This window comes from Streptomyces sp. NPDC097619 (assembly GCF_040302735.1).
Taxonomy (GTDB): domain Bacteria; phylum Actinomycetota; class Actinomycetes; order Streptomycetales; family Streptomycetaceae; genus Streptomyces.
Genome location: NZ_JBEOSD010000107.1, coordinates 21,182 through 27,973, shown reverse-complemented (window position 1 = coordinate 27,973; position 6,792 = coordinate 21,182). Strand labels below are relative to the sequence as shown.

The window sequence follows — 6,792 nt, the reverse complement described above, 5'->3', positions numbered from 1 at the left end:
GCACGACCGCCCCCGAGAACACCCGGCCCAGCGCCACCTGGAGCGGGGCGTACGCCTCCGTGCCCACCTTGATCAGCAGGAAGCTGAGGGCCCGGGTGGGCGGGGGCGGGGGGCCGCTGGGGCGGGTCAGTCGATCGCCAGGGCGACGGCCGCGCAGTGGCCCTCCGGGACGGACACGTCGAGGAGGGACCAGCCCGGGACGGCGGCGGGGACCGGGCCGGAGCCGACGTAGTCGGCGGCCGGATCCGCGGAGAGGCCGATGCCCAACCCCTTCAGGTAGGCCTCCTTGCGGGTCCACACCCGGGTGAAGGCCAGGGGGCGGTCCGCGGCCGGCAGCAGGGCCAGTTCGGCGGCCTCCCGGGGGTGCAGGACCGAGGCGGTCTCCGCGATGGTGGCGGTGGGGACGAGCTCCTCCACGTCCACCCCGACCGGGGCGGTCGCGAAGGCCAGCAGGCTCAGGCCCGCCCCGTGGGAGAGCGAGAAGTGCAAGGTGCCGCCGGGCAGGACGGGCCGGCCGTGCGGTTCGTCGCAGTGGGCGCAGGGCGCCCGTTCCACGGTGACCTCGCGGGGGGACAGCCCCAGGTAGGCGCCGAGGAGCCGGCGCAGGGCCACGTGGGCGCAGACGTAGGAGTCGCGGTCGGAGTTCCGGACGAACTCGGCTGCCCGGGTGAGCTCTTGGGCGTCGAGGGTGGCAGGGGCCCGGCGGTGCGCGTGGTCGCGGTACTCGCTGGTGTCCACCAGCCACACCTCGGGTCCCGGGGCGGGCCGGGCGGTCACCGCGAGGCCGAGGGCGTCGCCGTCGGGGGTGCCGCCGCGGTCGCCGGGGCCCGGGTCGGGTCCGGGTTCGGTCAGCCGGCGGGGGACCAGCAGCCGGGGAACGGTCAGGACGGTCATCGGGGGCCTCCTTCGGGGGCAGGGCCTCAGGCGGCGGCCGGCACCGGCAGGTCGGCGGTGGGGGCGGGGGCGGGCTCCTCGGTGCGGGCCGGGTGGCGCAGGGCGAGGACGGCGGCCACCGGGGAGACGAAGGCGATGGCGCCGCAGAGCAGCCAGGTGGTCTGGACGCCGAGCCACAGGGACAGGGAGCTGAAGACGGCGATGGAGATGGGGGCGGTGCCGATGCCGGCGAGGGACAGGGTGGACATCGCGGCGCCCATCCGTTCCTCGGGCGCGGACTGCTGGTAGAGCGTGACGATGGCGGGGCCGTTGAGGCCGGAGAGCAGGCCGACGCCGGCGGCGACGGCGGTCAGGGAGACCACGGAGGGCATCAGGGCCATGACCAGGATGCCCGCGGCCAGGCCGGCACCGGTGACGACGAGCCGGACGTACATGGGGATGCGGTGCGCGAGGGCGGCGCCGAGGGCGCTGGAGCCCAGGGCCCCGATGCTGAAGGCGGCGAGGACGATGCCGACCGCGCCGACCCCCCAGCCCCGCTCGGAGACCAGCAGCGGCAGGGCGACCTCGGCGGGCCAGGAGAAGGCGAGGTCCAGGCTGAGGGTGGCGATGAACATCCAGCGGAGGCGGGGGTGGCGGGCGAGGAGGCGGAAGCCGTCGCCGGACCGCTTGACCAGGGAGACGCCGGGCTCGGGTTCGGGGCGGGTGAAGCCGTGGGTGACGTGGAGGAGGCAGCCGAGCCAGATCGCGCCGGTGAGGGCCGCGACGGCGAGGGCCACCCAGAGGTCGCCCACGGTGATCAGGAAGGCTCCGGCGGGGGCGCCGAGGATCGGGGCGACCCGGAGGACCATCGCGTAGAGGGAGTTGGCGCGGGCGAGTTGGTCCCCGCGGGCGAACATCGGGAGCAGCACCCCGGAGGCCGGTCCGGCCAGGCCCAGCAGCACCCCTTCGACGAGGGCGATCACCACCAGGGGCCACAGGGTGTCGGTGCCGGCGGCGACCACCGCGGCACCCGCGGCGAGGACGGCCACCCGGGCGGTGGTGGTGCGCAGCAGGACGAACCGGGGCCCGAGGGTGTCGGCGAAGGCGCCGCCGAAGATGAGCATGAGGGCCCGGGGGACGGTCGCGGCGAGCATGAGGAGGGTGACGGCGCGGGTGCCGCCGATCTCGACGGCGGTCCAGTTCATCGCGATGAGCAGGGCGAAGCTGCCGAGTTGGACGGCTGCCTGACCGCTGACGAGGGAGGCGACGCGGCCCCAGGGGACCGGCGGCTGTTGGGGTGCGGCGGAGCCGGGGGTGTCGTTTCCGGTGGTGTCGGTGCTGGTCATGGGCGGAGTACCCGTTCTCTGGGAGGAGCTGGAGGGAGGTCGGGGGCGGGGCGCGTGGCGCGCCCCGGGAGGTCCGGTGCCGGGGGCGTTCCGGGGTGGGGCGGTCAGGCGGCGAGGGCCCGGCGGACCGCCCGGCGGGCCGCGTCGGCGGCGTCCTCCGGGCGGGGCGCCGGTCCGTAGGCGCGGAGGTCGAGGTGGCCGCCGAGGTGGCCGTGGCCGGCCTCGGCGAGGGCCCGGGCGGCGGCGGCCGCGGCGGGGCCGGAGCCCGGTCCGGGGCGGACGGTGAGCACGGGCGGCGCCTCGGGTCCGGCCGGCAGGAAACGGGCGCGGACCAGGGCGCGGCGCAGCCGGGTCGGGCCCGGCGCGGCCCGGTTCACGACCGCTCCGCGGCGGGCAGGGCGGTGCCGGTGGGGGCGGGGGAGGGCTCGGGGGCGGCGGTGGGGTCCCACAGGTCGGCCGGGTCCAGGTCGGTGGTCCGGTACTTGCCGAGGGCGCTGACCAGCAGACGCAGTTCGAGGGTGAGGGCGTCGACGAGGCGGTCCAGGCCGTGTGCGGGGTCCTCGTCCACGGCGACCAGGGCCGCCCGGCCCAGGCCGACCGCGCGGGCGCCGAGGGCGAGGGCGCGGACGGCCCGGCCGCCCTCCCAGATCCGGCCGGTGGCCAGCAGGTCCCCGCCGGGGGTGCCGATCCGGCGCAGGCACTCGCCGAGCGGCAGGCCGACCTGGTCGAGGAAGACGCGGGGGGCCCAGCCGGTGCCGCCCTCGGCGCCGTCGACGGTGACGGCGTCGGCGCCGGCGGCCCAGGCGGTGGCCGCCGCCGTCCCGATGTCGCGGCCCGGGTGGAACTTCACCCAGGTGCGGGCCAGCGGGAAGTTGTTCCGCATGAAGCGCAGTTGCTGGCGGACGATCTCCTCGGTGAAGGTGCCGGGGGTGGCGCAGCGCAGCCGGCGGTCCGGGTCGCCGAACACGTCGCGGACGGCGAACTGTCCGGCGAGCCGCTCGGCCTCCTCGGCGCCGACCACCGTCATCCCGCCGAGTCCGGGCTTGGCGCCCTGGCCCACCTTCAGCTCGAAGCCGATGCGGCCGGAGTCGCGGAGGGCGCGGGTGCCCGGGTCGCTGTAGAGGAGGTTCCACACCTCGGAGTCGGCGTCCTCGGTGGACTGTTGGACGACGACCCCGCCGAGGCCGTCGGGGACGGTCTCCGCGTAGACGGCGATGCGTTCGAGGAGGGCGGAGCGGACGCCCTCGCCCTCGCCGCGGCGGTAGCCGTGCACCGGGACCATGTTCTCGCCGATGACCATGGGGAGGCCGAGTCGGGCGGCCTGCCGGGTGGCGGCGAGGGCCAGGTCCCCGCTGCCGGCGCGGGTCGAGCCGAAGGCGGACAGGTACAGGGGCAGCGCGGTGGTGAACCCGCCGACGGTGCCGCCGAGTTCCACGTCCTCGTAGGAGGGTTCGCGGCCCAGGTCGATGAGCTTCTCCAGGCGGCGGGGCATGAACACCGGCGGGACGATCCGCAGGCGGTCCAGGGCGTCCGGACCGTGGTGGGCGCCGGGGGCCGGGGAGCCGTCCTGGCCGTAGAGTCCGCCGCCGTCCCCGTAGCCCTCGGGGGCGGGGAACACCTCGGCGGTGCCGGTGCGGGCCCGGGCCCGCACCTCCCGCTCGGGGAAGCCGTTCGCGTGCAGGGAGCTCACGGCGCGATCACCCCCGGGAGCTTCGGGTAGGCGCTGACCTGCCACAGGGCGTCCAGTCCGGTGAGGAAGCGCACCAGGCGCTGGAGGCCCATGCCGAAGCCGGCGCTGGGGGAGATGCCCTCGCGGGCCAGGTCCAGGTACCAGGCGTACTTGGCGGGGTTCTCGCCGCTCTCCCGCATCCGGGTGACGATGGTGGCGTAGTCCGACTCCCGCTCGCTGCCGCTGACGATCTCCCCGTAGCCGCCGTGCGCCAGCAGGTCGAAGTTGCGGAGCACGCCGGGGCGTTCGGGGTCCTCGCGGTCGTAGAAGCCCCGGGAGCCCTTGGGGTAGTCGTCGACGAAGAAGGGTCGGTCGGCGGCGAGGGAGAGGATCCGTTCGCCCGCCCAGTCGATCTCGGCGTCGGGGCTCTGCGGGTGGCCCTCGGCGATCAGCTGCCCGACGACCTCCTCGTGGGTGCGGACCTCGAACTTGCCCGCCCGCAGTTCCGCGAAGTCCAGCTCGTCGCGGCCCAGTTCGCGCAGCACCTCGGGGACGGTGGTCCACACGTGCTCCACCACGTGGGTGAGGAGACCGGCGGCGATCGCCTGGGCGTCCTCGCGGCTCCCGCCGGCCATCTCCACGTCGATCTGATGGAACTCGACCAGGTGCCGGCCCGTGGCGGCCGTCTCCGGGGGCTCCACCCGCACGTTCGGGGCGATGTAGAACAGCCGGGGGAAGCCCTTCAGCGAGGCCTGCTTGTACAGGATCGCGCTGGTCATCAGCTTGTACGGGCGGCCGTAGTAGTCCACGTCCAGGGCCTTCGCCCCGCGGCCGCCCGGGTCGGTGACCGGGCCCACCAGCGGCGGCAGCAGCTCCGTGAAGCCCTCGCCGCGCAGGAACCGCCGTGCCGCGTACAGGGCTTCCTGCTGGACCAGCATCGCGGACCGCAGCCGCGGTGAGGCCAGGTGTTCGCCGAGCGGGGGCGGGGTGGTGAGGTCCATGTCGACTCCTTGTGCGAGGGATGGGGAAGACGGTGGGGCGGCCGGCGCCGGGCCGGCCGCGGGCGGGGTCACGAGGGGCTCGCGGCGGTGACGGTGTTCCGGGTCCGGGCCGGCCGGGTCCGGGCGGGCGGGTCGGGCGGGCCTTCGGGGCCGTCGTAGCGGCCGGCGACCGACCACAGGGCCCGGAGCAGCCCGTCCGCGGTCATCGGGGTCCGACCGCCGGGGGAGACGTGGGGCACCACCGGCATGGCGCCGGTGTCGGACCAACGGAGGCGTCCGGTCGGGTCGAGGAAGCTGCGGCTGCGGCCCGCGTTGTCGGGATGCAGGCAGAACGGCACGTCCAGCACCCCCCGGGCGAAGGCGGCGCGCAGGGCCCGGCCCGGGTCCTCGGAGAGCTCCAGGACAGCCTCCACGAAGGCGCGGGCCTCCCGGTACACCTCCCCGTCGGCCTCCTCCGGGTCCACGGCGCCGCCGTCGGGCCGCCCGGCCAGGGCGGACGCGGCGGCGGCCGTCTCCAGCGCCCGGACGTTCTCCCGGACCGAGGGGATGCGGTGCGCCTCCGCGGTGGTCTTGACGATCAGCCGCTGGGCCCCGGCCCGGACCGCGAGCTGCGCGGAGTCCTCCAGGATCCGGGTGGCGCCCCGTTCGGTGTGCGGGAAGACGCCCATGTACGTGTACAGCACCACGTGCCGGTCCACGTCCGGGGGCAGGAACTCCGCCGCGAGCCGGCGCAGCGCCCGGACGGCCTCCGCGTCCTGCCCGGGGTGGGTCTGCTGGGCGTAGCTCAGCGAGACGCTGCGGATGCCGTGCCGGACGAAGAACACCGCCTCCAGCAGGCTGATCGCCACCAGCAGCCCGGGCGGGCAGAGCTGGCCCAGCATGCAGCCCCCGAAGGTCTCCAGGTGCGGCCGGCGCGGGGCGGGCGCCAGTTCGGCCAGCAGCTCGCAGCCGCGCGCCCAGTTGGCCACGGACTCCGCGAGCGGGGTCCGGCCGTAGGGCAGGCAGTACGAGACGGGCCCGCCCTCGGTGGCGTCCAGTCCGGCCGCCGCGGAGGCCCGGATGATGGCCTCCGGTCGGGAGGAGCCGTGCCGGACCTGCACGGGGAAGGCGGCGTCCCGGACCCCGTGGAGCAGTTCGCGGGTGACGTCGGCCGGGTGGCTGGCGATGGGATAGCCGTTGAGGCGGGCTCCCTCGTCGAGGGCGGCGCGCGCCCCGGCCAGGTCACCGACGCGGGTGTAGCTGTCGATGGTCAGGGTGCCGACGGTGGTGGCGACGGCCCCGCGGGTGCGGGAGAGCCCGTGCCGCATCAGGGCCGGGTCCCCGAAGCCCATCCGGGGCTGCACCACCAGCCGGCCCGCGGCCGCGGCGGCGGCGACGAACCCGCCGAAGGACGGGTGCGCCGGGGCCGCGGCGGCGGTCGGGGCCTCCGCCGGGGGGTGTGGGGCGGCGGTGCTCACGCGACGGCCCGTCGGTCGAAGGCCGAGTCCAGCCAGGTGCGCAGGGCCCCGGCGTCCCCGTCGTCGAAGACGGCCGCGCAGCCCGCGTCCAACAGCCGGCCGCGCTGCGCCGGGTCCGGCCGGCCGGCCGTGCTCAGCTTCCCGCCGACGACGACGGGGGTGCCCAGGCCGGCCGCGCGCAGGGCGCGCACCGCGCTCAGCCCGTCCCGGTAGCCGTGCCCGTTGACGCTGCTGACGACCACGAGGTCCGGCCGGTCCGCGGCACAGGCCGCGGTCAGCAGCTCGTCCGTGACGCACGGCCCGAGGTTGCGGACCGGGTGACCGAGCTCCTCCAGGAACAGCTGGAGGTAGACGAGGTTCCAGGTATGGGAATCCGAGGCCGTACCCGTCAGCAGGATGTTCACATTCCGTCGTCGCATGCTCAGAAATATAGGAACCGCCGGGCC

General features: G+C 76.2%; 7 protein-coding genes. All 7 read right to left on the bottom strand.

The window, feature by feature from the left end:
- Positions 1 to 126: 126 nt before the first annotated feature.
- Positions 127 to 894, bottom strand: a complete 768-nt coding sequence (locus tag ABTZ17_RS25370; protein WP_352198012.1) for a 4'-phosphopantetheinyl transferase family protein — start codon at positions 892 to 894, stop codon at positions 127 to 129.
- A 26-nt stretch (positions 895 to 920) separates the two neighbouring features.
- Positions 921 to 2,219: an MFS transporter gene (locus tag ABTZ17_RS25365; protein WP_352198011.1), complete on the bottom strand. Its 1,299-nt coding sequence runs from the start codon at positions 2,217 to 2,219 to the stop codon at positions 921 to 923.
- 104 nt (positions 2,220 to 2,323) lie between these two features.
- Complete coding sequence (locus ABTZ17_RS25360; protein ID WP_352198010.1) at positions 2,324 to 2,596, bottom strand: hypothetical protein; 273 nt, start codon at positions 2,594 to 2,596, stop codon at positions 2,324 to 2,326.
- The gene (locus ABTZ17_RS25355) at positions 2,593 to 3,909 is read right to left on the bottom strand and encodes a glutamate synthase-related protein (protein WP_352198009.1); all 1,317 of its coding nucleotides are present in this window, start codon (positions 3,907 to 3,909) and stop codon (positions 2,593 to 2,595) included. Before ABTZ17_RS25355 ends, ABTZ17_RS25360 begins: the two co-directional genes overlap by 4 nt.
- The gene (locus ABTZ17_RS25350) at positions 3,906 to 4,889 is read right to left on the bottom strand and encodes an asparagine synthetase A (protein WP_352198008.1); all 984 of its coding nucleotides are present in this window, start codon (positions 4,887 to 4,889) and stop codon (positions 3,906 to 3,908) included. Before ABTZ17_RS25350 ends, ABTZ17_RS25355 begins: the two co-directional genes overlap by 4 nt.
- A 68-nt stretch (positions 4,890 to 4,957) precedes the next feature.
- Positions 4,958 to 6,346 carry a methylaspartate mutase gene (locus ABTZ17_RS25345; RefSeq protein ID WP_352198007.1) on the bottom strand — a complete coding sequence of 463 codons (1,389 nt, stop codon included), beginning with the start codon at positions 6,344 to 6,346 and terminating at the stop codon, positions 4,958 to 4,960.
- Positions 6,343 to 6,765: a cobalamin B12-binding domain-containing protein gene (locus tag ABTZ17_RS25340; RefSeq protein WP_502994837.1), complete on the bottom strand. Its 423-nt coding sequence runs from the start codon at positions 6,763 to 6,765 to the stop codon at positions 6,343 to 6,345. The genes ABTZ17_RS25345 and ABTZ17_RS25340 overlap by 4 nt, the downstream gene beginning before the upstream one ends.
- Positions 6,766 to 6,792 lie beyond the last annotated feature (27 nt).